The organism is Micromonospora sp. CPCC 205558 (genome assembly GCF_036902955.1).
Taxonomy (GTDB): domain Bacteria; phylum Actinomycetota; class Actinomycetes; order Mycobacteriales; family Micromonosporaceae; genus Micromonospora.
The window spans coordinates 118878-140753 of record NZ_JBAKHR010000023.1; the positions used below are offsets into that span (position 1 = coordinate 118878).

Genomic DNA, 21876 nt, shown 5'->3' on the forward strand with positions numbered 1-21876 from the left:
CGGATGCGCGTGATCTTCGCCGGTACGCCGGCCGTCGCCGTTCCCGCCCTGGCCGCCGTCGCCGCCTCCCGACACGAGCTGGTGGCCGTGGTCACCCGGCCCGACGCGCCCGCCGGGCGTGGACGCGGTCTGTCCCGCTCCCCGGTCGGCGCGTGGGCCGACGAGCATGGCGTCGAGGTGCTCACCCCGACCCGCCCCCGCGACCCGGAGTTCCTCGACCGGCTGCGTGAGCTGGAGCCGGACTGCGTGCCGGTGGTCGCCTACGGCGCGCTGGTGCCGCCGGCGGCCCTGGAGATCCCCCGGTACGGCTGGATCAACCTGCACTTCTCCCTGCTGCCCGCGTGGCGTGGCGCCGCGCCCGTGCAGCACGCCGTGCTGCACGGTGACGAGCTGACCGGGGCCAGCGTCTTCCAGTTGGAGGAGGGCCTGGACACCGGCCCGGTCTACGGCACGCTGACCGACGAGATCCGCGCCGCCGACACCTCCGGTGACCTGCTGGAGCGGCTCGCCGATTCCGGCGCCGGGCTGCTGGTGGCGGTGCTCGACGCGATCGCCGACGGCACCGCCCGCGCCGAACCGCAGCCAGCCGACGGGGTGTCGCTGGCGCCGAAGCTGACTGTGGACGACGCGCGGGTGCGCTGGAGCGACCCGGCCTTCGCCGTGGACCGGCGGATCCGGGCCTGCACGCCCGCGCCGGGCGGCTGGACGACGTTCCGTGACGAGCGGGTGAAGCTCGGCCCGGTTGTCCCGGTGCCCGACGGCCCCGAGCTGAAGCCGGGGGAGTTGCTGGTGGAGAAGTCCCGGGTGCTGGTGGGCACGGCGACCGTGCCGGTGCGGCTCGGTGAGGTCCGTGCCGCCGGCAAACGGGCCATGGGCGCGACCGACTGGGCGCGCGGCGTCCGGGTCGGCACTGGAGAGGACTTCGCGTGACGGCACCGGAGGGAACCCGACCGACGCGCTCCGGCCCGTCGACCGGCCGTGGCGGGGACCGCCGCCCGGTCCGGCCGCCGCTGGACCGACCACGCCGCGCCGCGTACGAGGCGGTGGCGGCGGTGCACCGGGACGACGCGTTCGCCAACCTGGTGCTGCCCATCATCCTGCGCGACGAGGGGCTGTTCGGCCGGGACGCGGCCTTCGCCACCGAGCTGACCTACGGCACCCTGCGCCACCTGGGCACGTTGGACGCGATCCTGACCGACGCGGCCGGCCGGGACGTGGCCCGAATCGACCCGCCGGTCCGCGACGCGCTGCGGCTCGGGGCGTACCAGCTGCTGCACACCCGGGTGCCGGCGCACGCCGCGGTCTCGTCGACGGTGGACCTGGTCCGTTCGGTCGCACCGGGCGCCACCGGCTTCGCCAACGCGGTGATGCGTGAGGTCTCCACCCGTGACGCGGACGCCTGGGTGGCGAAGCTCGCCCCACCGATGGAGACCGACCCGATCGGGCACCTCGCGTTGGCGTACAGCCATCCGCAGTGGATCGTGCGGGCCTTCTCCGAGGCGCTCGGCGGTGACCTGGGTGAGACGGCCCGCCTTTTGATCGAGGACAATGAGCGCCCGCCGGTGCACCTGTGCGCCCGGCCCGGCTTGATCGACCCGGTGGAGCTGGCCGACCAGGTCGGCGGTGCGCCCGGCGCCTTCTCGCCGTACGCCGTCTATCTGCCCGGCGGCGCTCCGGGCGACATCCCGGCGGTGGCCGACGGCCGCGCCCACGTCCAGGACGAGGGCTCCCAGTTGGTGGCCGCCGCGCTCGCCGCCGCACCGTTGGACGGCCCCGACGGGCGTTGGCTGGACCTGTGTGCCGGCCCGGGCGGCAAGGCCGGGCTGCTCGGCGCCCTGGCCGCGCAGCGGGGCGCCCGGGTGACCGCGGTGGAGGTGGCCGAGCACCGCGCCCGGCTGGTCTCCCTGGCCACCCGGGACCTGCCGGTGGCCGTGCTGACCATGGACGGCCGGGATGTCGGCGGCGACCCGAAGCTGCCGGAGCAGCACTTCGACCGGGTGCTGGTGGACGCGCCGTGCACGGGGCTGGGTTCGCTGCGTCGTCGGCCGGAGTCGCGCTGGCGTCGCCAGCCGTCGGACCTGCCGCCGCTGACCCGGCTGCAACGGGAGTTGCTCGGCGCGGCGCTGCGGGCGGTCCGACCGGGCGGCCTGGTCGCCTACGTCACCTGCTCGCCACACACCGTCGAGACGCACGTGACGGTGACCGAGGCGGCCCGCCGCAGCGGGGTTCCGGTGGACTTCGTGGACGCCCGGCCGCTGCTGCCGGCCGGCATGCCCGGTCTCGGCGACGGGCCGACCGTGCAGCTCTGGCCCCACCGCCACGGCACCGACGCGATGTTCCTCGCCGTCCTGCGCCGAGGCTGACGACGTACGTGTCCGGCCGGTCACCCGACCGGCCGGACGCCGTGCGTCAGGTGACCGGAAGGCCCTTGGTGCCGGCGTTCTTCATCGAGCGGGTCAGGTTCCGGTCGGAGATCCAGAGGAAGCACTGCACGCCCCGGTTGCCGTTGCGCCATTCCTCCTCGTACGGCTGGTAGTAGATCGTCCCGGCGCGGAAGTCCAGCTGGGAGTTGTCCGGCACCTTGGCGTACTTGGCGATCATCGTCTGGCAGGCCCGGTGGGCCCGCTTGACGTCGCTGGTGAACGCGGCGTAGCTGACGTCCGGCGCCTGCCAGACGCCGACGAACTCGGCGTGGTGCTTGGCGGTGCAGGAGACCGGCACCATCTCGTCGATCTCGTCCTTGACCAGCTTCGGGTTGAAGCAGCGGTACGCCAGCGGCGCCGCACCGGACAACGCGCCGCGGAGGCTGCCGGTACGCAGATCGACCGCGGTGTCGTCGATGCTGGCGATCTCGGTGACGTCGCAGCGGTACCAGCGGGCCCCGCCCGACCAGGCCTGCGGCGACGGCAGCACGACGGTCAGGCCGAGCCGCCCGGAACGCCAGTCGGCGCCCACCGCCTTGTTGACCGCCGTGTCGCACCCGGCCTGCGCGGCCCGCATGCCGGCCGAGCCGGGCTGCGGGGGCGTGCCGCCCGCGGCGCCCGGGCCGGTGAGGGTGCCGACGTGCATGGTCTCCACCCGGTGCGCCTCGGTGCACGCCGTCGGGTTGTAGCCGGTCAGGAAGCCGACCTGCTGGGAGCTCTGGTGGCAGACGTCGACGGCGGGGACGAACTGCTGCGCGGCGACGGGCGCCGGCCAGTCGTCGATGAGGTCACGGTCGACTCCGGCGGGCACGCCGCACCCGGCCAGCGCCAGGGACAGTGCCCCACCTCCGGCCAACGCCGCCAACCACCGTCGCATCCCGACCTCCCGCCGCCGGTGGCCCCTGACCGGACCCAACCGGTCGGTAGCGCCACGGCGCAGCAGCATACGGCACCGTTGCTCAGATCGCGGGCAGTCCCTCGGGGCCGGCACCGCGCATCGAGCGGGTGAGTTTGCGGTCGTCGCTCCACAGGAAACAGCGCACTCCACGGTCGCCCTCCTCCCACTCTCGCTGCGACGGAGGGTAGTAGATGGACCCGGCCCGGTACGGCAGCTCGCTGTTGTTGGGCACCGCCGCGTACTCGGCGATCAACGCCATGCAGCGCTGGTGCGCCTGCTGGGCAGACTTGACGAACTCCGCCCAGCTCATGTCCCGCTCCTGGTAGACGCCCACGAACTCGGCGCGGTGCGGTTCGGTGCAGAGCACCGGCGCCATGTAGTTGAGGTTGTCGCCGATCAGCTTGGGGTCGAAGCAGCGGTGCGTCAGGGGCGTGTCGCCGATCAACGCTCCGCGCAGGCTGCCGGTGCGGTTCACCGCGCGGGTGTTGTCGATGCTGCCGGTCTCGCTGAGGTCGCAGCGGTACCAGCGGGCGCCGCCGGCCCAGGCGGCCGCGGACGGCAGCGCGAGGGACAGCGCGAGTCGGGCCGTGTGCCAGTCACCGCCGAGCACCTCCCGGGCCCGCTGGTCGCATTCGGCGCGAGCCGTGCGCAGCGCCGACGATCCGGGTTCCGGCCGGGCCTCGGTCAGCGCGTCGGGGCCGGTGAAGGTGCCGACGTGGATGGTCTCGGCCAGGTGGTTGCGCGCGCAGTCCACCGTCTCGTACGTGCTGGCCTGCACGACCGTGGCGACCCTCGGCAGACAGGTGTCGGTGGCGGGGGTGAACGGCTTCGGCACCCGCAGCGTCGGCCAGTCGTCGGTGAGATCACCGTCCGCGCCCCGCGCCGGCGCGCAGCCGGCCAGCAGCATCGTCGTGACGCTGGCCAGCGCCAGCGCTGGAAGCCACCGTCGCATCGTCCGCCCTCCCGGGAGCTGGCGGCCGGTCACCGCGCCCCGCGGCGATACCCCGGCGGGCGTGCAGCCTACGGCACCGTCCCGGTTGGAGTGTCGTCGCGTTTCCGTCGTTCGGCCAGCCGCTGATGTCTGTTCGTCCGGATTCGGAGGTCCGGAGCGTTCAATTCTGCACCACTGGTCACTGCTGGATCACAGCGCGTCGGAGTTGATGCCGCGATGCGGGTGGCGGGTGACCACGTTCGTACACTGGCCCCGTGACCGTACCGCCGCCGATCGTCGCGCCGAGCATCCTGGCCGCCGATTTCGCCCGCCTCGCCGAAGAGGTCCGTGCCGTCGAGGACGCCGCGGACTGGTTGCACGTCGACGTGATGGACAACCACTTCGTGCCGAACCTGACCATCGGGCTGCCCGTGGTGCAGAGCCTGCGGGCTGTCACGGCGATGCCCTTCGACGTGCACCTGATGATCGAGGACCCGCGCCGGTGGGCTCCCGGGTACGCCGACGCCGGGGCGTACAACGTCACCTTCCACGCGGAGGCGTCCGACGACCCGGTGGCGTTGGCCAAGGACCTGCGCTCGGCCGGTGCGAAGGCGGGCCTGGCCATCGACCGGGACACCCCGATCGAGCCCTATCTGGACCTGCTGCCCAGCTTCGACACCCTGCTGATCATGACGATCAAGGCGGGCTTCGGTGGGCAGCGGTTCATTCCGCAGTTGCTGGAGAAGGTGCGTACGGCCCGGCGGCATGTGTCGGCCGGGCACCTGGAGCTGCGCATCGAGGTCGACGGCGGGATCGCCGCCGACACCATCGAGCAGGCGGCCGCCGCGGGCGCCGACGCCTTCGTGGCCGGCACCGCCGTGTACGGGGCCGCCGACCCGGCCGAGGCGGTACGCCACCTGCGGTCACTCGCGGAACGCGCGGCTCCCGGGGCCTGAGGTGGAGCCCGAGGCCGACCGCAAGGACATCATTCTCGTCGTGGACGACGATGCGGACATCGCCCGTTTCGTCGAGTTCAACCTGCGGCTGCACGGCTTCGACGTGATCCACGCCAGCGATGGCCAGGAAGCCCTGGAGGTCATCGAACGCCAGCGGCCGGACCTGGCGGTGGTCGACCTCATGATGCCCCGCATCGACGGGCTGGAGCTGACCCGCCGGCTGCGCGCCGACCCGATGACCTCCGCCCTTCCGGTGATCATGCTGACCGCCAAGGGGATGACGGTCGACAAGGTGCACGGGCTCAGCGCCGGCGCGGACGACTACCTGGTCAAGCCGTTCGACACCGCCGAGCTGGTGGCCCGGGTGTCGTCCACCCTGCGCCGCAACAAGGAGTTCCGGGAGGTCTCCCCGCTGACCGGGCTGCCCGGCAACAGCCGGATCCGTCGGGAGATCAGCGATCGGGTCCGACAGGGCGTGGACTACGCGGTCGGCTACGTCGACATCGACCGGTTCAAGAGCGTCAACGACCGGTACGGCTTCGTCCGCGGCGACGACTTCATCTCCGCGCTGGCCCGCAGCCTGCACCGGGCGGTGGTGGGCGTCGGGCTGCCACCGGCCTTCCTCGGCCACGTCGGCGGTGACGACTTCGTCATCGTCTGCGCCCCGGACCAGGTGCGCCCACTGACCTCCCAGGCGGTGGTCGACTTCGAGAACGCCGCCGACACGCTCTACGACCCGACCGACCGTGAGCGCGGCTTCGTCGAGTTGAAGGACCGGCGGGGCAACATTCGTCGCGCCGCCCTGGTCACGCTCTCCATCGGGGTGTCCCTCTCCGACGCCGCCAAGCGGTTCGCCGACCCCCTCGAGGCGATCGCGATGGCCTCGGAGATGAAGACCGTCGCCAAGAGCCAACCGGGCTCGTACGTGGCCGTGGACCGGCGACGCGGCGTCACCTGAGCGTGATACCGCTGTGAAGTAGCTCGCCTAGGTGGCGGCGAAGGCGGATCGGCGTGTAAGACTTCCCGTGTACCCACCACGCGCTGGCGGGACTCGGTGAAATTCCGAACCGGCGGTGATCCACGGTCCAACCGTGGTCAGCCCGCGACCCGGACGGCTGTGCCGCCCGGTGGACCTGGTGAAAATCCGGGGCCGACGGTTGGGGGCGGTTCGTCCGCGCCCAGACAGTCCGGATGGGAGACAGCGCGCGGGACGGACGGGTCCGAGCCGGCCGCTGGCTTCAGCGTGCCGTGCCGACCCCCCGGGGCGGCTGTGCCGTTCCCGGAATCCGCCACCGCCTGCCCGTGGCCCCATGGCCACCGCCTCCCTGACCGCCCGCGCGCGGACCGGCGAGTGAGAGGGCAGGGGCAGGGCGATGGCCAGCGTCTCCGTTGATGAGGCGATGCGGCGTGCGATCGAGTTGGCGGCGCGCGGGCTCGGCACCACCAGCCCCAACCCGGTGGTCGGGTGTGTGCTGCTCGACGAAGACGGCGAGGTCGTGGGCGAGGGCTTCCACGCGTACGCCGGCGGGCCGCACGCCGAGATCGTCGCCCTGGCGCAGGCCGGGCGGCGGGCCAAGGGCGGCACCGCGATAGTCACTCTGGAACCGTGCGATCACACCGGCCGCACCGGCCCCTGTAGTTCCGCGCTCGTCCAGGCCGGGGTGGGCCGGGTGGTCATCGCCGTGCCCGACCCCAACCCGGTCGCGTCCGGTGGCGCCGCCACCCTGCGCGCCGCCGGGGTCCGGGTCGATCTGGGGGTACGCGGCGAGGAGGCCGAGGCCGGCAACGTCGCGTGGCTGACCTCGATGCGCCGGGGCTGGCCGTACGTGATCTGGAAGTACGCCGCCACGCTCGACGGGCGCTCCGCCGCGGCGGACGGCACCAGCATGTGGATCACGTCGGAGGCGGCCCGGATCGACGTGCACGCGCTGCGCGGCACTGTCGACGCGGTCATCGCCGGGGTGGGCACCGTGCTCGCGGACGACCCCCGGTTGACCGCCCGCAACCTGCGTGACGGCAGCCTGGCCATCCGTCAGCCGCTGCGGGTGGTGGTGGACAGCTCGGGGCGTACCCCGGCTGACGCCCGGGTCCGCGACGGCGCGGCGCGGACGTGGATCGCGACCGCCGACGAGGTCGGCGCCGGCCCGGACGGCCGGGTCGACCTGCCGGCGCTGCTCGCGGCGCTGCACCAGCGCGGGATCCGCGCGGTGCTGCTGGAGGGCGGCCCCCGGCTGGCCGGCGCGTTCCTGCGGGCCGGCCTGGTCGACAAGATCGTCGGGTACGTCGCGCCGCGGTTGCTCGGCGCCGGCCCGACCGCTCTGGTCGACGCGGGAGTGACCACCATCGCCGAGGCCATCGATCTGGAGTTCGTCGACGTTACGCAGATCGGTCCGGATCTCCGGATCACCGCTTTGCCCCGGAAAAGGGAGGGCTGAGATGTTCACCGGAATTATCGAGGAGCTGGGCGAGATCGTCCGGGTCGCGCCTACGGCGGGCGATTCGGCGTTGCTCGGCGTACGTGGCCCGCTGGTCACGTCCGACGCTCGGCACGGCGACTCGATCGCCGTGAACGGTGTCTGCCTGACCGTCGTGGAGGTGGCCGACGGGGTCTTCACCGCCGACGTGATGGGGGAGACGCTGCGCCGCTCCGCGCTGGGCGCGCTGCGCCCCGGCGACCCGGTCAACCTGGAGCGGGCCGCCGCGCTCGGCAGTCGACTGGGCGGGCACCTGGTGCAGGGCCACGTCGACGGCGTCGGTGAACTGATCTCCCGGGAGCCGGCCGAGCAGTGGGAGACAGTCCGGTTCCGGCTGCCCGCCGCCCTGTCCCGGTACGTGGTGGAGAAGGGCTCGATCACCATCGACGGTGTCTCGTTGACCGTGGCGGCCGTCGGTGCGGACGAGTTCGCCGTCGGGCTGATCCCGACCACGCTCAAGCTGACCACGCTCGGCGCGAAGGGCGTCGGTGACCCGGTCAACCTGGAGGTCGACGTGTTGGCCAAGTACGTCGAGCGGCTGCTCGGCGACCGGCTCACCGACGCTCGCGGGGTGGCCGTGAACCCGGGCGGGGTGGCCTGATGGGCCCGCTCAGCTGGCTGCTGGACGCCCAGGTGCAGGTCGCCGGTTCGCCGGTGCTGGCCCGGGAGATCGTCGGCAACGCGTTCGGGTTGATCTCGGCGCTGCTCGGGTTGCGTCGGCTCGTCTGGGCGTGGCCGGTCGGCATGATCGGTAACGCGCTGCTGCTCACCGTCTTCCTCGGCGGGGTGTTCGCCACCCCGCAGGAGCACGACCTGTACGGGCAGGCCGGCCGTCAGGTGTTCTTCTTCGCGGTCAGCGTCTACGGCTGGTGGCGCTGGCAGCGCAACCGTCGCGCCGACGGCGGGCAGGCAGCGGTCGTCCCGCGCTGGGCCACCGGACGCGAGCGACTGATGCTGCTGGTGGCCGCCGTGATCGGCACCGCCGCGGCGTACCCGGTGCTCAAGGCGCTGGGCTCGTGGGGCCCGCTGCCCGACGCCTGGATCCTCACCGGCAGCCTGCTGGCCACCTACGGCATGGCCCGCGGCTGGGTGGAGTTCTGGCTGCTCTGGATCGCGGTGGACGCGGTCGGCGTGCCGCTGCTGCTGCGCGGCGGGTTCTACCCGTCGGCCGTCATGTACCTGATCTACGGCGCCCTCTGCGTCTGGGGCTTCGCCGCCTGGTGGCGCACCTCGCGGGCGACGACCGCCGTCCGCACGCCCATCTACACGGAGGCCATCGCGTGACCAGTTTCGGGGATATCGAGCAGGCGATCGCGGACATCGCGGCCGGCCGGCCGGTCGTGGTGGTCGACGACGCGGACCGGGAGAACGAGGGCGACCTGATCTTCGCGGCCGAGTTGGCCACGCCGGAGTTGATGGCGTTCATGGTGCGCTACACCTCCGGATACGTCTGCGTGGCGCTGACCGAGAGCGAAGCCGACCGGCTCGACCTGCCGCCCATGCACCACACCAACCAGGACCGGCGCGGCACCGCGTACACGGTGACCGTGGACGCCCGCGAGGGGGTCAGCACCGGCATCTCGGCGGCCGACCGCGCGCACACCAGCCGGCTGCTCGCCGCCGCGACGACCGACCCGACCGACCTGGCCCGTCCCGGGCACGTGGTGCCGTTGCGCGCCCGCGAGGGCGGGGTGCTGCGCCGGCCGGGGCACACCGAGGCGGGCATCGACCTGACCCGGCTGGCCGGGCTGCGTCCGGCCGGCGTGCTCTGCGAGCTGGTCAACGACGACGGCACCATGATGCGCGTGCCGGACCTGGAGAAGTTCTCCGCCGAGCACGGCCTCACGCTGATCACCATCGCCGACCTGATTGCCTACCGGCGGCGGACCGAGAAGCAGGTCGAGCTGGTCGCCGACGCCCGGATGCCGACGAAGCACGGGGTGTTCCGGGCGCTCGGCTACCGCGCCGAGCACGACCCGGCCGAACATGTCGCGATGGTCCTGGGTGACATCGGTGACGGCCAGGACGTGCTGGTCCGGGTGCACTCCGAGTGCCTGACCGGGGACGTGTTCGGCTCGCTGCGCTGCGACTGTGGGCCGCAGCTGGACGCCGCACTGGCCCGGGTCGGGCAGGAAGGCCGGGGCGTGGTGCTCTACGTCCGTGGGCACGAGGGGCGCGGCATCGGCCTGCTGCACAAGCTGCAGGCGTACCAGTTGCAGGACCTGGGCCGCGACACCGTCGACGCCAACCTCGACCTGGGCCTGCCGGCCGACGCCCGCGACTACGGCACCGGGGCGCAGATCCTCTACGACCTGGGCGTGCGTTCGATGCGGCTGCTGACCAACAACCCGGCCAAGCGGGCCGGGCTGGAGGGGTACGGGTTGACCATCACCGGCCGCGAGAGCCTGCCGGTCGGCGCGCACCCGGAGAACATGCGCTACCTGCGCACCAAGCGGGACCGGATGGGTCACCTGCTGGACGAGTTGGACGAGGTGTCCGAGGCGCCGCTGGGGCGTCCGGTCGCCAACGACGAGATCGGAGCATGACGATGGCGGGTTTCGGTGAGCCGGGAGTCGAGGCGGTCGACGCCGCGGGGCTGACCGTCGGGGTCGTTGCCGCCCGCTGGCACGGCGAGCTGACCGACCACATGGTGGAGCGTGCGGTGGCCGCCGCCGAGGCGTGCGGCGCGCGGTCCGTGGTCGCCAGGGTTGCCGGTTCGGTCGAGCTGCCGGTGGTCGCGCAGGCCCTCGCCCGCCGCTGCGACGTGGTGGTCGCCCTCGGTGTGGTGGTCCGCGGTGCCACCGCCCACTTCGACTACGTCTGCCGCTCGGTCACCGACGGGTTGACCCGGGTGGCGCTGGACGAGGGCAAGCCGGTGGCGCACGGGGTGTTGACAGTGGAGACCATCGAGCAGGCCCGCGACCGCGCCGGTCTGCCCGGCTCGGCGGAGGACAAGGGCTGGGCCGCCACCGTCGCGGCCCTCGACGCGGCGCTGGCCGTGCGGACCGTGGCGGCGGGCAACGCCCAACGGGTCGGTTTCAGCGGCTGAGGCGCCTCACAGCCGACCGGCCTCGATGATCCGGCGCAGGAACTGCCGGGTTCGGGGCTGCGTCGGCTCGCCGAGCACCTGCGCCGGCGGGCCGCTCTCGACGACCCGCCCGGCGTCGAGGAAGCAGACCTCGTCGGCGACCTCCCGGGCGAAGCCCATCTCGTGGGTGGCCAGCACCATGGTCATGCCGTCGGCCTTCAGGTCGCGGATCATCGCCAGCACCTCGCCCACGAGCTCCGGGTCCAGCGCGGAGGTGACCTCGTCGAGCAGCATCAGTCGAGGTGAGTTGGCCAGCGCCCGGACGATAGCCACCCGTTGCTGCTGCCCGCCGGAGAGCCGGTCCGGGTAGGCGTCCGCCTTGGCGCCGAGCCCCACCCGGTCGAGCAACTCCCGGGCCTGCGCCTCGGCCTCTGCCCGGCCCCGCCGGTGTACGCGGCGCGGCGCGAGGGTGATGTTGTCCAACACGCTCAGGTGCGGAAAGAGGTTGTACGCCTGGAACACCATGCCGATGCGCCGACGGACCTGGTCCGGGTCCACCCGGGGATCGGAGATGTCCTCCCCGTCCAGCTCGATGGTGCCGTCGTCGAGTTCCTCCAGCAGGTTGACGCAGCGCAGCAGTGTCGACTTGCCGGACCCGGACGCGCCGATCAGGGCCACCACCTGGTGCTCGGCGACGCGCAGATCTAGTCGGTCGAGCACGACGTGCCCGCCGAACTCCTTGCGCAGGCCCCGACAATGCAGCAACGGCATGGGTCAGCCCCCCGACTGTCGGCGGGCCGCGCGCAGCGTCACCCAGTCGGTGACCGCGATCAGCGGGATCGCGAGCAGCACGAAGAGCACCCCCGCCACGATGTACGGCGTGTAGTTGAAGGTCTGTGCGGTGGCGATCTGGGCGGCGCGGACCGCGTCGATCGGCCCGGCGAGGGAGACCAGCCCCACGTCCTTCTGCAACGCCACCACATCGTTGAGCAGGGGTGGCGCCACCCGGCGGACGGCCTGCGGCAGGACGACGTGCCGCATCGTCTGCCGGTAGGTCAGCCCCAACGAGCGGGCCGCGGCGAGCTGGCTGGAGTGCACCGACTCGATGCCGGCCCGGAACACCTCGGCGAGGTAGCCGCCGTAGGTGAGGACCAACGCGATCCCACCGAGCACCAGCACCGGCGGCATGCCCTGCAACCGCAACCCCGGCACGCCGAGGGTGAGCAGGTAGAGCACGATGATCAGCGGCAGGCCCCGGAAGGTGTAGGTGTAGCCGGCGGCCAGCGCGCGCACCGGGAAGAAGACCGGCCCGCGCAGCGTCCGCAGCACGGCGATCACCAGCCCGAGCAGCAGCGCGCCGACCGCACAGCACACCAGCAGACGTACGTTGAGCCAGAGCCCGCTCAGCACCGTCGGCAGCGCGTCGCGGGCGATCTGCGGATCCAGGAACGAGCGTCGGACCCGGTCCCAGCCGGGCGCCCCGGTCACCGCGATCACCAGCAGCGTGCCGAGCGCCGCCGTCGAGAACGCCGCGACGAGCACGCTGTGGACGGTCTGCCGACGCCGGTACGCCGACCGCCGCAGCTGCGCCTCGGACGGCACATGATCCAGAAGCGTCACCGCAGCTCGGCCGCCCCTGCCACCTGCGCGAGCCACTTCTGTTCCAGCTCCTTCAGCGTGCCCGCCGTGGTGAGCTGACCGACCGCCCCGCTGACGCAGGAGGTCAGTGGGGAGTTTTTGTCCAGCAGCAACCCGAACGCCTCGGGCGTGCCGACCTGCGGCACCTGCCCGACGATCGTCGCGTCGGTGATCTCCGCGCCGGTGATGTAGAAGGCGGTCGGAAGGTCCACCACGAGACCGTCCAGCTGCCCGTTCTGCAGGGCCTTCTTGGCGTCGTCGTTGCTGTTGTAGACCTGCGGCTTGGCGGTTGGCTTGATCACGTCGGTGATCGCCTGGTAGCTGGTGGTGCCGACCTGCGCGCCGAGCCGGGCGTCGCGGAGCTCGGCCAGCGACGTCCGGCCGGCGATCTTCGAGGACTTCAACGCAATCACGGTCTGCCGCACCAGGTAATACGGCGCGGAGAAGTCGACAGCCCGCTTGCGTTCCTCGGTGATGGAGAACTGGTTGATGTCGAAGTCGAAGTCCTTCGGGCCGGGCGCGATCGCGGTGTCGAACTTGACCCGGATCCAGGTGACGTCGGCTCGGGTGTAGCCGAGCTTCTCGGCCACCGCGTACGCGACGGCGGATTCGAAGCCCTCGCCGTTGTCCGGCTTGTCGTCGGAGAACCACGGCTCGTACGCGGGCTGGTCGGTGGCGATGGTCAGCTTGCCCGGCGTACGCGTGGGCAGGCTGTCCTTGGCGCAGGACGACGCGGCGGTGACGGTGGGGGTGGGTTTCTCGTCCTGTGGCGCGCATCCGGCGGTGGCTACCACGACGGCGCCGGCGAGGGTGAGCGCGAGGGGACGTGATCTGCTGGCCATGGCGGACAGCGTAGGGCTCCATGAGCATCGATCGACAATTGTCCCACCATGTTGATAGGGAATTGTCCGCTTGCTGGATTCCGGCGGACCCGGACGTGGGGCCTCGCCCGGGCGGCTGGAAGAATCGTTCCTCGTGAAGACGTTCGAGGAGTTGTTCGCCGAGCTGCAGGCCAAGGCCGCCGCCGGCACCCCGGGCTCGGGCACCGTCGCCGCGCTGGACAAGGGCGTGCACTTCATCGGCAAGAAGGTCGTCGAGGAGGCGGCCGAGTCGTGGATGGCCGCCGAGCACGAGGGGCCGGAGCGCACCGCCGAGGAGATCTCCCAGCTGCTCTACCAGGTCCAGGTGCTGATGCTCGCCAGTGGTCTCGAGCTCAAGGACGTCTACCGACATCTGTGAGTGCCCCCCACCCCGTTGATCGCCATCCGGATCGAAGGAGCACTCCGTCATGCTGCGTGTCGCCATTCCCAACAAGGGCACCCTGGCCGAACCGGCCGCCCAGATGCTGCGCGAGGCGGGCTACCGCCAGCGCACCGACCCCAAGGACCTGGTCTGCCGGGACGAGGCCAACGACGTCGAATTCTTCTACCTGCGTCCGAAGGACATCGCCACCTACGTCGGCTCCGGTGACCTCGACCTCGGGATCACCGGCCGGGACCTGCTGATCGACTCGGCCGCGCCGGCCGAGGAGGTCGTCGACCTCGCCTTCGGGCGGGCCACCTTCCGCTTCGCCGCCCGCCCCGACGACATCGCCTCCGTCCAGGAGTTGGGCGGTCACCGGATCGCCACCGCGTACCCGGGGCTGGTCGAGCGGCACCTCGGCGAGGTGGGGGTCAAGGCCGACGTGATCCGCCTCGACGGCGCGGTGGAGAACGCCGTACGCCTCGGCGTCGCCGACGTGATCGCGGACGTGGTGGAGACCGGCGCGACCCTGCGCCAGGCGGGCCTGGTGGTCTTCGGCGAGCCGCTGCTGCGCTCGTCGGCGGTGCTGGTCCGGCGTGCCGGCGCGCCCGCACAACCGCAGGCCGAGCAGTTGCTGCGCCGCCTGCACGGTGTGCTGGTCGCCCGCCGCTACGTGATGCTCGCCTACGACGTGCCGGCCGGTCTGCTGGACCGGGCCAGTGGGCTCACCCCGGGCATCGAGTCGCCAACCGTGTCGCCGCTGCACCGCGAGGGCTGGGTGGCGGTGCAGGCGATGGTGCTCCGCGACGACGTGCACCGCATCATGGACGAGCTGTACGAGTTGGGCGCCCGCGCCATCCTCGTCACCAACATCCACGCCTGCCGCCTCTGACCCACCCCCCGCGCCCGGGCCCGCGCCCGCGCCTCGCGCCCGCACCCGCGCCCCGCCCGCGCCCCGCCCGCGTTCCCCCGCGTCGATCATGGAGTTGTGGTGCCCGTTTCAGCCGCTTTCGCGACTTGCGTCCACCACCACAACTCCATGATCGGCGCGCCGGCGGCTGCCCGGTCGCTGCTGGAAGCGGAAGATCGCGCTCGATCATTGAAGTAGTGGCCTCGATCTCGACGGAGGCCACTGAATCCTGGATTGAGCACGATCTTGAGGTGGCTGGCCGCCCTGGGCCCGGGGTGGTGGCTCTCGGCGGGTGGTGCGTTTGCTGGCGGGTGTGGGTGGCAGACTGGCGGGGTGAGTGAAACCGAGCTGGTCCGCCTGAAGCCCCGCCGCATCCGCGTGGTCTGCTGGTCGGCGGCGGTTGCCCTGGTGGTCGTGTTCGGTCTGGTCGCCACGTCGCTGAGCGGCCCGACCGGCGATGGTTACGGCAGCTTCCAGCGCGGCGACCAGATCGCCATGATCGGCCTGGGCGTCTTCGGGGCGCTCGGGTTCCTGCTGTTCACCCGTCCCCGGGTGGAGGCGGACGCGCGGGGCATCCGGGTGCGTAACGTGATCAGCTCCTACGAGCTGCCCTGGGAGGTCGTCCGGGGCGTCCGGTTCGACCGGGGCGCGCCGTGGGCCAGCCTGGAGCTGCACGACGACGACCTGCTGCCGATTGTCGCCTTGCAGGCCGCCGACAAGGAGTCGGCCGTCGAGGGGGTCCGCGCGCTGCGCCGGCTGCACGAGGCCCACCAGGCCCGCCTCGCCGAACGCGCCGTCGGCCGCTGACCCGGCCGCCCCGACCGGCCGCCCCGACCGGCCGCCCCGACCGGCCGCCCCGACCGGCCGCCCCGACCGGCCGCCCTGACCGACCGTCCGACCGTCCGGCCGGCTGCCCTGACCGGCTGGGCCGGTGCTGAGGCCGCGGGCCGTGCCCGGTTTGGGAGCTGCCGGGGCGCCGGTGTAGTGTTATCGAGTCGACCAGGCTGTCTCCGCGTGCGAGCAGACAGCCGTGAAAGCGGAGCGCCTGCTCCCACCCGAGTCGCCGCTACGGTGGCCGGGTCCGGTCACCGGTTCCGGGCATGTCCCGGGGTCGGGTGTGTGATCCTGTGATCACGCCGACCGGTCGAGCGGGCCCTGGCATGCGCCGGGGCCTTCTGCTTTTCGGGTCGGTTCCCTCCCGGGAGCCGCAGGGGTCGGCGACAGAGCAGAAACGACTCGAGGAGGCCCCATCAGCGTCGAACCACGCGTGAACGAGCAGATCCGGGCACGTGAGGTCCGACTGGTCGGCCCAGAGGGTGAGCAGGTGGGCATCGTCCCGCTGGAGCGCGCTCTTCAGCTGGCCGCGGACGTCGATCTGGACCTGGTCGAGGTTGCGCCGATGGCGCGCCCGCCGGTGTGCAAGCTCATGGACTTCGGCAAGTTCAAGTACGAGAGCGCACTCAAGGCGCGCGAAGCGCGGCGTAATCAGCAGCAGACCGTCATCAAGGAAATGAAGCTTCGGCCGAAGATCGACCCGCACGACTACGAGACCAAGAAGGGTCACGTGGTGCGGTTCCTCAAGGCGGGCGACAAGGTCAAGGTGACGATCATGTTCCGCGGTCGCGAGCAGAGCCGCCCGGAGCTGGGTTACCGGCTCCTGCGCCGGCTCGAGTCCGAGATCACGGACCTGGGATACGTCGAGGCCGCTCCTAAGCAGGACGGCCGAAACATGATCATGGTTCTCGCCCCGCATCGGGCCGTCAAGGCCTCCGCGGTCGCCGCTACGGCGTCTCGCGGCGGACCTCGGGACCGGGCAGCGGACGAGTCCGCCGCTCCGGAAGCCGATGAGACCGCGGCGGTCAGCGAGACCGCAGCAGCCGGTGACACCGGCCTCGCCGCCGACACCAGCGGCGAGTAACAGGGGAGAAGACGTTCCACATGCCGAAGATGAAGAGCCACACGGGTATGGGTAAGCGGGTCAAGGTGACCGGCAAGGGCAAGATCGTTGCCCAGCAGGCCGGCCTCCGCCACAACCTGGAGAAGAAGCCCTCCACCCAGACCCGCCGGCTGACCGGCACGGTCGTGCTGGCCAAGGCCGACGTCAAGCGCATCAAGAAGCTGCTCGGCCGCTGACGCGCGCCACCTTACGTAATTAGGAGTTGAGATGGCACGCGTCAAGCGGGCTGTAAACGCCCAGAAGAAGCGTCGTACCCTGCTGGAGACCGCGAGCGGTTACCGCGGTCAGCGCTCCCGCCTGTACCGCAAGGCCAAGGAGCAGGTGCTGCACTCGATGCAGTACGCCTACCGGGACCGTCGCGACCGCAAGGGCGACTTCCGGCAGCTGTGGATTCAGCGGATCAACGCGGGCGCCCGGGCCAACGGGATGACCTACAACCGTCTGATCCAGGGCCTGCGTCTGGCCGGCATCGAGGTCGACCGCAAGATCCTGGCCGACATGGCTGTCAACGACGCCGCCTCTTTCGCGGCGATCGTCGAGCTGGCCCGGGCCGCGGTCACGGCCGAGGGCACCGGCGGCGCGGCGGCTCAGGCCGCCTGATCCCCACGCACCAGAGCGAGGCGTCTCCCGTGTCGGCACCGCCGTCCGGGGGGCGCCTCAATCGTGTCGGAGGAACCCACACCATGGCCTTCACCCCGCGTACCCCCAGGGTTGTCGCCGCCCGCCGTCTGCAACGCCGCCGGGACCGCGACGCCACCGGCCGTTTCCTGGCCGAGGGCCCGCAGGCGGTCCGCGAGGCCCTCGCGCGGCCGGGGGTGGTCACCGAATTGTTCGGTACGACCACCGCGCTCGACCGGTATCCGGAGTTGGCCGCCACGGCGGCCCGCGCCGACGTGCCGGTCTCCGAGGTGACCGACGAGGCCCTAGCGGCGCTCGCCGAGACCGTCGCCCCGCAGGGGCTGGTGGCGGTCTGCCGGCACCTGGACGTGTCGCTGGAGCAGGCCCTCGCGGGTGGGCCCCGGCTGGTGGCGGTGCTCGCCGAGATCCGCGACCCGGGCAACGCCGGCACGGTGCTGCGCACCGCCGACGCGGCCGGTGCGGGTGCGGTGGTCTTCGCCGGAGACGCCGTCGACCCGTACAACGGCAAGTGTGTGCGGGCCTCGGCCGGCAGCCTCTTCCATGTCGACGTGGTGCGCGCCACCGACCCGGTCGCGGTGGTCGACGCGCTGCGCGCCGCCGGGCTGTCGATCTTCGCCACCACCGGGTACGGCGACAGTGATCTGGACGACCTGACCGACTACGGCCGGCTCGTCGGGCCCACCGCCTGGTTGTTCGGTTCCGAGGCGCACGGCCTGCCCGAGGAGCTGACCGCCGCCGCCGACACCACGGTGCGGGTGCCGCTGTACGGGCGCGCGGAGAGCCTGAACCTGGCTGCCGCCGCCGCGGTCTGCCTGTACGCTTCAGCGAGAGCGCAGCGCTGAGGGTGAAAGCCTCCGGCGCGACTGACAGCAGGGGAGAGCGTCCGTCCATGAACGCGACACGGCGTTCGTTTAGCCAGCCCGCCGGTGTCGGCGGGCGGCGGGCCTGACCTGCTCCCTGCGCAACTCCTACCGGCGGGCTGCGGCACAGCCGCGCGTCCGTAGACTCGCCTAGCCGCCCGTGGAGGGCTGGCGCCGCCGTGAGGGAGTGCCCGTACGCCATGAGCTACCGCAACGATCCGTACGACCCGAAGCAGGTCGCCCTGCTCGACCCCGCCGCCCTGGCCGAGGCCGTCGCGGACGCCACGAAGGCGTTCGAGGCCGCCGCCGACCCGGACGCGCTGACCGCGCTGCGCTCGGTGCACCTGGGTGACCGGTCACCGGTCTCGCTCGCCCGCCGGGAGATCGGCGCGCTGCCGCCAGCCGCGAAGTCCGACGCCGGCAAGCGGGTCAACGAGGCCCGCCGGGCGATCGAGTCCGCGTACGCCGAGCGCGCCGAGGTGGTGGAGCGCGAGCAGGCCGAGCGGGTGCTGGTCGAGGAGCGGGTGGACGTCACCCTGCCCTACGACCGTCGTCCACGGGGCGCCCGGCACCCGTTGAGCACCCTGATGGAGTCGATCAGCGACCTCTTCGTCGGGATGGGCTACGAGGTGGCCGAGGGGCCCGAGGTCGACCTGGAGTGGGTCAACTTCGACGCGTTGAACATCCCCGCCGATCATCCGGCGCGCGGGTTGATGGACACCTTCCACATCGCACCGGAGGGTTCCGGCCTCGTTCTGCGCACGCACACCTCCACGGTGCAGACCCGCACGATGCTCAGCCGCAAGCCGCCGATCTACGTGATCGTGCCGGGCCGCGTCTACCGCACCGACGAGATCGACGCCACCCACAGCCCGGTGTTCCACCAGGCCGAGGGCCTGGTGGTCGACAAGGGCATCACCATGGCGCACCTGCGGGGCACGCTGGACCACTTCGCCCGCGCGATGTTCGGCCCGGAGGCGAAGACCCGGTGGCGGCCGCACTACTTCCCGTTCACCGAGCCGTCGGCGGAGTTCGACGTGTGGTTCCCGGAGCACCGGGACGGCCCGCAGTGGGTCGAGTGGGGTGGCTGCGGCATGGTCAACCCGCGGGTGCTGCGCGCCTGCGGCGTCGACCCGGAGGTCTACTCCGGATTCGCCTTCGGCATGGGCATCGACCGGACCCTGATGATCCGGCACGGGGTCAGCGACATCCGCCATCTCTTCGAGGGCGACGTGCGGTTCAGCCGCGCGCTCGGGACCGGGGCGTAGGCGATGCGGGTACGAGACACGGGAACGGTGGTCTGAAGTCATGCGAGTTTCTGTCAGTTGGCTGCGGGAGTACGTCGACCTCCCCGCCGACCTGCCCACCGGTGACCTGGAGCAGGCCCTGGTCGACCTCGGCATCGAGGTCGAGTCCGTAGTGGACCTGGCCGCGACCGTCACCGGCCAGTTGGTCGTCGGTGAGGTCCGCGAGATCGAGGAGCTCACCGGTTTCAAGAAGCCGATCCGGTTCTGCCGGGTCGACGTGGGTGCCGCCAACGGCACCGGCGAGCCGCAGGAGATCGTCTGCGGGGCGCGTAACTTCGCCCCGGGCGACCGGGTGGTGGTGATCCTGCCCGGCGGCGTGCTGCCCGGCGGCTTCGCCATCGGCGCCCGCAAGACGTACGGGCACAACTCGGCGGGCATGATCTGCTCGGCGAAGGAGTTGGGCCTGGGCGACGACCACTCCGGCATCATCGTGCTGGGGCCGGACGTGACGGCCAAGCCGGGTGACGACGCGCGCCCGGTGGTCGGCCTCGACGACGTCGTGTTCGATCTGGAGATCACCCCCGACCGGGGGTACGCGCTGAGCCTGCGCGGCCTGGCCCGGGAGTTGTCGCACGCGTTCGACGTGCCGTTGCGCGACCCGGCCCTGGCGCCGGCACCGGGCGGCACCGAGACGCCGGCGTACCCGGTGGAGGTCCGTGACACGGTCGGCTGCGACCGGTTCACCGCCCGCCTGGTCCGCGGCGTCGACCCGACCGCGCCCACGCCGTCCTGGATGCAGCAGCGGCTCGTCACCGCCGGCATCCGCAGCATCTCGCTGCCCGTCGACATCACCAACTACGTGATGCTGGAGCTGGGCCAGCCGATGCACGCCTTCGACGCCGACCGGATCGTCGGGCCGCTGGTGGTCCGCCGCGCCGAGGCGGGGGAGAAGCTGACCACCCTCGACGGGGTCAACCGGGTGCTCACCGCCGACGACATGGTGATCTGCGATGACACTGGGCCGATCTCGCTCGCCGCGGTGATGGGCGGCGAGACCAGCGAGGTCGTCGCCGACACGACCAATGTGCTGTTCGAGGCGGCGCACTGGGACCCGGCGATGGTCGGGCGCACCGCCCGCCGGCACAAGCTGTTCAGCGAGGCCGCGAAGCGCTGGGAGCGGGGCGTCGACCCGGCCGTGGCGCTCGTCGCGCTGGAGCGTGCCGTGCGGCTGCTCACCGAGCACGGCGGGGGCACCCCGAGCGCGGAGATCCTGGACATCGACCACGTCCGGCCGCGTACCCCGATCAGCCTTCCGGCGGACCTGCCGACCCGGCGGATCGGCGTCGAGTACCCACCGGCGCGGGTGGTGGCCCTGTTGGAGCGGGTCGGCTGCACTGTCGCGCAGGGCGCGGACCGGTTGTCCGAGGACCCGGGCGCGGTGGGCGTGGCCAGCGGCGTCGGGACGGTGCTGAGCGTCACCCCGCCGACCTGGCGGCCCGACCTGACCGACCCGGCCGACCTGGTCGAGGAGGTGGTCCGCCTCGACGGGTACGACCGGGTGCCGTCGGTGTTGCCGACCGCACCTCCGGGGCGCGGTCTGACCCCGCGTCAGCGTCGCCGCCGGGCCGTCGCCAACTCGCTGGCCGAGCGGGGGTACGTGGAGGTGCTCGCGCACCCGTTCGTGTCGCCGGAGCTGGCCGACCATCTCGGCCTGCCGGCCGACGACCCGCGTCGGCCCTCGGTGCGGCTGGCCAACCCACTGTCCGAGGAGGAGCCGCTGCTGCGCACCACGCTGCTCGGCCCGCTGCTCGGCGTCCTCAAGCGCAACCTCGGCCGCGGTCACCGTGACCTCGCCCTCTACGAGATCGGTGCGGTCTTTCACCCGCGCGTCGGTGCCGGCAGCCCGCCGGCGATGGGCGTGGACCGGCGTCCCACCGACGAGGAGTTCGCGGCCGCCGACGCGGTGGTGCCGGCGCAGCCGGTGCACGTCGCGGTGGTGCTCGCAGGCGACCTGGACCCGGCCGGCTGGTGGGGGCCGGGTCGGCAGGCCGGCTGGGCGGACGCGATCGAGGCGGCCCGTGACGTGCTGGCCGCCGCCGGGATCCCCGACGAGCGGGTCGAGGTGCGCGCCGTCGAGTACGCCCCGTGGCACCCGGGCCGCTGCGCCGAACTGCGGGTCGACGGCTCCGTCGTCGGACACGCCGGCGAGCTGCACCCGTTGGTGGTCGCGGCGCTGGAGTTGCCCCGTCGCACCAGCGCGATGGAGCTCAACCTCGACACGCTGCCGCCGACCCCGGTGACGCCCGCGCCGACGGTCTCCGGCTTCCCGCCGGCGCTGATCGACGTGGCGCTGGTGGTGGACGACTCGGTGCCGGCGGAGCAGGTGCGCCGGGCGCTGGAGGCGGGCGCCGGCGAGCTGCTGGAGGACGTGCGGCTGTTCGACGTGTACTCCGGCGCTCAGCTTGGTGAGGGTCGGCGGTCGCTGGCGTACAAGCTGACGTTCCGGGCACCGGACCGGACGCTGACCGTCGAGGAGGCGGTCGCGGCCCGCGACGCGGCGGTAGCGGTAGCGACCGAGCGCCTAGGCGCGACCCTGCGCGGCGCCTGACGGCCCCCCCGCCCCCGCCCCCGCCCCCCACCACCCCACCACCCCACCACCCGCCCCCCGCCCCC

23 protein-coding genes and 1 riboswitch are annotated in these 21876 nt (G+C 72.4%); of the genes, 18 read left to right on the forward strand and 5 right to left on the reverse strand.

Features of this window, described 5'->3' with window-relative positions:
• Positions 1 to 3: 3 nt before the first annotated feature.
• Both fmt and V6U86_RS23860 read left to right on the forward strand, forming a co-directional pair.
• Positions 4 to 930 carry a methionyl-tRNA formyltransferase gene (gene fmt / locus V6U86_RS23855; RefSeq protein ID WP_334506704.1) on the forward strand — a complete coding sequence of 309 codons (927 nt, stop codon included), beginning with the start codon at positions 4 to 6 and terminating at the stop codon, positions 928 to 930.
• Positions 885 to 2363, forward strand: a complete 1479-nt coding sequence (locus V6U86_RS23860) for an RsmB/NOP family class I SAM-dependent RNA methyltransferase (protein WP_442935002.1) — start codon at positions 885 to 887, stop codon at positions 2361 to 2363. The genes fmt and V6U86_RS23860 overlap by 46 nt, the downstream gene beginning before the upstream one ends.
• Before the next feature lie 46 nt (positions 2364 to 2409).
• Here V6U86_RS23860 and V6U86_RS23865 read toward each other — a convergent pair whose 3' ends face one another.
• Both V6U86_RS23865 and V6U86_RS23870 read right to left on the reverse strand, forming a co-directional pair.
• Complete coding sequence (locus V6U86_RS23865; RefSeq protein ID WP_334506655.1) at positions 2410 to 3300, reverse strand: septum formation family protein; 891 nt, start codon at positions 3298 to 3300, stop codon at positions 2410 to 2412.
• Between the two features lie 82 nt (positions 3301 to 3382).
• Positions 3383 to 4273 (reverse strand): septum formation family protein, encoded by an 891-nt coding sequence (locus tag V6U86_RS23870; RefSeq protein WP_334506657.1) that lies wholly within the window; start codon positions 4271 to 4273, stop codon positions 3383 to 3385.
• Positions 4274 to 4527: 254 nt separating this feature from the next.
• Here V6U86_RS23870 and rpe point away from each other — a divergent pair, with 254 nt between their 5' ends.
• The 7 genes from rpe (at position 4528) to ribH (ending at position 10731) form a co-directional block, all read left to right on the forward strand.
• The gene (gene rpe, locus V6U86_RS23875) at positions 4528 to 5208 is read left to right on the forward strand and encodes a ribulose-phosphate 3-epimerase (RefSeq protein ID WP_334506658.1); all 681 of its coding nucleotides are present in this window, start codon (positions 4528 to 4530) and stop codon (positions 5206 to 5208) included.
• A gap of 1 nt (position 5209) precedes the next feature.
• Positions 5210 to 6166, forward strand: a complete 957-nt coding sequence (locus V6U86_RS23880) for a response regulator (protein WP_334506660.1) — start codon at positions 5210 to 5212, stop codon at positions 6164 to 6166.
• Positions 6167 to 6244: 78 nt separating this feature from the next.
• Positions 6245 to 6415, forward strand: a riboswitch (FMN riboswitch).
• Between the two features lie 166 nt (positions 6416 to 6581).
• Complete coding sequence (gene ribD, locus V6U86_RS23885; RefSeq protein ID WP_334506662.1) at positions 6582 to 7643, forward strand: bifunctional diaminohydroxyphosphoribosylaminopyrimidine deaminase/5-amino-6-(5-phosphoribosylamino)uracil reductase RibD; 1062 nt, start codon at positions 6582 to 6584, stop codon at positions 7641 to 7643.
• A gap of 1 nt (position 7644) precedes the next feature.
• Positions 7645 to 8283 (forward strand): riboflavin synthase, encoded by a 639-nt coding sequence (locus V6U86_RS23890; RefSeq protein WP_334506664.1) that lies wholly within the window; start codon positions 7645 to 7647, stop codon positions 8281 to 8283.
• Complete coding sequence (gene pnuC / locus V6U86_RS23895) at positions 8283 to 8966, forward strand: nicotinamide riboside transporter PnuC (protein ID WP_334506666.1); 684 nt, start codon at positions 8283 to 8285, stop codon at positions 8964 to 8966. Before V6U86_RS23890 ends, pnuC begins: the two co-directional genes overlap by 1 nt.
• Positions 8963 to 10228, forward strand: a complete 1266-nt coding sequence (locus V6U86_RS23900) for a bifunctional 3,4-dihydroxy-2-butanone-4-phosphate synthase/GTP cyclohydrolase II (protein WP_334506668.1) — start codon at positions 8963 to 8965, stop codon at positions 10226 to 10228. Before pnuC ends, V6U86_RS23900 begins: the two co-directional genes overlap by 4 nt.
• 2 nt (positions 10229 to 10230) lie before the next feature.
• Entirely contained in the window at positions 10231 to 10731 is a 501-nt protein-coding gene (ribH, locus tag V6U86_RS23905; protein WP_334506706.1) for a 6,7-dimethyl-8-ribityllumazine synthase, read from the forward strand.
• A gap of 6 nt (positions 10732 to 10737) precedes the next feature.
• Here ribH and V6U86_RS23910 read toward each other — a convergent pair whose 3' ends face one another.
• The 3 genes from V6U86_RS23910 to V6U86_RS23920 are packed head-to-tail and all read right to left on the reverse strand — an operon-like array spanning position 10738 to position 13190.
• On the reverse strand, positions 10738 to 11481 hold the full coding sequence (locus tag V6U86_RS23910) for an amino acid ABC transporter ATP-binding protein (RefSeq protein ID WP_334506671.1): 744 nt from the start codon (positions 11479 to 11481) through the stop codon (positions 10738 to 10740).
• A 3-nt stretch (positions 11482 to 11484) separates the two neighbouring features.
• Positions 11485 to 12330: an amino acid ABC transporter permease gene (locus tag V6U86_RS23915; protein WP_334506673.1), complete on the reverse strand. Its 846-nt coding sequence runs from the start codon at positions 12328 to 12330 to the stop codon at positions 11485 to 11487.
• On the reverse strand, positions 12327 to 13190 hold the full coding sequence (locus tag V6U86_RS23920) for an ABC transporter substrate-binding protein (RefSeq protein WP_334506675.1): 864 nt from the start codon (positions 13188 to 13190) through the stop codon (positions 12327 to 12329). Before V6U86_RS23920 ends, V6U86_RS23915 begins: the two co-directional genes overlap by 4 nt.
• 133 nt (positions 13191 to 13323) lie before the next feature.
• Between V6U86_RS23920 and V6U86_RS23925 the strand changes: the two genes are divergently transcribed.
• From V6U86_RS23925 to pheT, 9 genes are all read left to right on the forward strand, one after another.
• Entirely contained in the window at positions 13324 to 13587 is a 264-nt protein-coding gene (locus V6U86_RS23925) for a phosphoribosyl-ATP diphosphatase (protein ID WP_030335709.1), read from the forward strand.
• Positions 13588 to 13636: 49 nt separating this feature from the next.
• The gene (gene hisG / locus V6U86_RS23930) at positions 13637 to 14482 is read left to right on the forward strand and encodes an ATP phosphoribosyltransferase (RefSeq protein ID WP_030488425.1); all 846 of its coding nucleotides are present in this window, start codon (positions 13637 to 13639) and stop codon (positions 14480 to 14482) included.
• Between the two features lie 351 nt (positions 14483 to 14833).
• Positions 14834 to 15307, forward strand: a complete 474-nt coding sequence (locus V6U86_RS23935) for a PH domain-containing protein (protein ID WP_334506679.1) — start codon at positions 14834 to 14836, stop codon at positions 15305 to 15307.
• Positions 15308 to 15767: 460 nt separating this feature from the next.
• Positions 15768 to 16418 (forward strand): translation initiation factor IF-3, encoded by a 651-nt coding sequence (gene infC, locus V6U86_RS23940; RefSeq protein WP_334506681.1) that lies wholly within the window; start codon positions 15768 to 15770, stop codon positions 16416 to 16418.
• A gap of 20 nt (positions 16419 to 16438) precedes the next feature.
• Positions 16439 to 16633, forward strand: a complete 195-nt coding sequence (rpmI, locus tag V6U86_RS23945) for a 50S ribosomal protein L35 (protein WP_007458415.1) — start codon at positions 16439 to 16441, stop codon at positions 16631 to 16633.
• Between the two features lie 31 nt (positions 16634 to 16664).
• The gene (rplT, locus tag V6U86_RS23950; protein WP_007458417.1) at positions 16665 to 17057 is read left to right on the forward strand and encodes a 50S ribosomal protein L20; all 393 of its coding nucleotides are present in this window, start codon (positions 16665 to 16667) and stop codon (positions 17055 to 17057) included.
• A gap of 83 nt (positions 17058 to 17140) precedes the next feature.
• The gene (locus V6U86_RS23955; protein ID WP_334506684.1) at positions 17141 to 17938 is read left to right on the forward strand and encodes a TrmH family RNA methyltransferase; all 798 of its coding nucleotides are present in this window, start codon (positions 17141 to 17143) and stop codon (positions 17936 to 17938) included.
• Between the two features lie 218 nt (positions 17939 to 18156).
• The gene (pheS, locus tag V6U86_RS23960) at positions 18157 to 19224 is read left to right on the forward strand and encodes a phenylalanine--tRNA ligase subunit alpha (RefSeq protein ID WP_334506686.1); all 1068 of its coding nucleotides are present in this window, start codon (positions 18157 to 18159) and stop codon (positions 19222 to 19224) included.
• Positions 19225 to 19264: 40 nt separating this feature from the next.
• The gene (gene pheT / locus V6U86_RS23965) at positions 19265 to 21811 is read left to right on the forward strand and encodes a phenylalanine--tRNA ligase subunit beta (RefSeq protein ID WP_334506688.1); all 2547 of its coding nucleotides are present in this window, start codon (positions 19265 to 19267) and stop codon (positions 21809 to 21811) included.
• Positions 21812 to 21876: the final 65 nt, after the last annotated feature.